The sequence below is a fragment of the Mesorhizobium sp. WSM4844 genome (assembly GCF_055811775.1).
Window position 1 is genome coordinate 1 of the sequence record NZ_JBVVQB010000176.1, and the last position, 627, is coordinate 627.

Consider the following 627-nt stretch of genomic DNA (forward strand, 5'->3'; position numbering starts at 1 on the left):
ATGATGCTGCGTCAGCAGGAAGACGTGTTCCGCATCCGACATCCGGATCAGACGCCCGCGGATCAGCGGCCCCCGCGCAAGATCGAATGGCGTGCGCGCCTCTTCATGGCACAGATCCAGAAGCGCCGCCTCTGCATCCGGCCGGCCCCGCAGATCGTGCTCCAGCACCGGCAGCCCCGCATCCGGCGGCAGAACCTCAACCCGGGGCTTGCCCTCTGGTGCGACAAAGACACTGCGCAGCGCCTCGTGACGGGCAAAAAAACGGTCAAGGCTGCGCTGCCAGGCGGGGCGGTCGAGCCCACCACGCAGCCGCAAAGTCAGCGGAATGTGATAGTTGGTGCTGCCCTCGTCGAGCTGCGCCAAAAACCACAGCCGCTGCTGCGCAAACGACAGCACAAGCGGCTCATGACGCGACACGGCCGCAATCGCCGGCAGCTCTTGCGGACCGGCGCGGCTCAACGCCTCGACGATGCTTGCCGCCAGATCGGCCAGCACCGGCCTGGCGAACAGCCTCGTCAGCGGCAGCTCGACACCAACAGCCTGCGACAGCCGGCTCGAGAGCTGCACCGCCAGGAGCGAGTGGCCGCCGAGCTCGAAGAAGTTGTCGTTGCGTCCGACCCGCTCGAC

The 627-nt window shown here is 67.1% G+C and carries 1 protein-coding gene; it reads right to left on the reverse strand.

The window, feature by feature from the left end:
• Positions 1–627 (reverse strand): condensation domain-containing protein (locus tag AC0L2A_RS36315; protein WP_473612991.1); only part of this gene is annotated, 627 nt, incomplete at both ends.